At 37.7% G+C, this 1,163-nt stretch carries 2 protein-coding genes; both read left to right on the plus strand.

The annotated features are described in order from the left end of the window. Positions 1–511: lytic murein transglycosylase (locus tag ACFINC_RS09625; RefSeq protein ID WP_375617068.1), on the plus strand; the 511-nt coding region annotated here is incomplete at its 5' end. A 15-nt stretch (positions 512–526) separates the two neighbouring features. Continuing rightward, positions 527–1,163: DUF459 domain-containing protein (locus ACFINC_RS09630; RefSeq protein ID WP_375617069.1), on the plus strand; the 637-nt coding region annotated here is incomplete at its 3' end.

The following is a 1,163-nucleotide window of genomic DNA, read 5'->3' on the forward strand; positions in this document are numbered from 1 at the left end:
TGGCTGGCAATCACACCTTATTTGGGGAGTAGAGGTGAGAGTTCCCCAAGGAAAAAATCTTCCCAGTGGGTGGTATTCCTTTGAACAATGGAAAAAATTAGGTGTAAAATACGCCAATGGGCATTCTCTTCCCCCATTAACTGAACAAGCAATATTAAAATATCCAGATGGAGCCAAAGGACCTATATTCTTAGTCACAAAAAATTTCTTTGTTCTAACACGTTATAATAATGCAGATCGTTATGCTTTTGCTGTTGCCCTTCTTGCTGATCGTATTGCTGGACATCCTGGATTAGTAAATGATTGGCAAAGACCTTTTCAACCCCTTACCTTCCAAGAATGCAAAGAATTGCAATCTCGCTTAAGTGCACTGGGCTATTATAAAGGAAATATTGATGGGAAAATCGGAACAGCCTCCCGCAAAGCAATTAAAGCTTTTCAGTTGCGTCACGGTTTAAAAGCAAATGGATATCCATCGTCTCAAGTGCTTTTTCTTCTTCGTAAACAATAATGGAGCGTTAAGATTTTGTCTCTTTTTCGTCTGATATATTTGATGTTCTTGCTGTTTTCACTTTCTATTGTGGGGATCATACAACCCTCCTCAAGTCACGCAACCAACTTCTTCAAATGGTTGTCACAACAAAACAAACAGACACAACAATCACCGCAAATTATAGAACAAAAAATAAACAAGCCGCAAAGAAAAATCATAACACAAAAAAACATACAAAAGCCAAAAAACGAGAATGCAAAGCGCATTCTGGTCATAGGGGATTTTGCAGCTTCTGCTGTTGCAGATGTCCTTAAGAAGTTTTTTTCGGATAAGAGCGATATCGTTATCATAAACCATACAATGCCCGCTTCCGGTCTCGTGCGAACAGATTATTATTCTTGGCAAAGCAATATTTCTAAACTTATTGATCAAAATACCCCTGATGTTATTATCATGATGATCGGTGCAAATGACAATCAACCCATCAAAGACTCTTATAGCATCATTAACACAGATCAATCAGAATGGATGCACATCTACAAACAAAGAATTATCGAAATTACTGAAAGTCTTCACGCCTCTGGAAAATCATGGATATGGATAGGTCAGCCTGCTTTTGGAAATGACCTTTTGACACAAAAAATGAAATTTTTTAATGCGCTCTACAAAC

Origin of the sequence: Bartonella sp. AP58NXGY, from assembly GCF_042195785.1 — a bacterium.
Lineage (GTDB): Bacteria > Pseudomonadota > Alphaproteobacteria > Rhizobiales > Rhizobiaceae > Bartonella.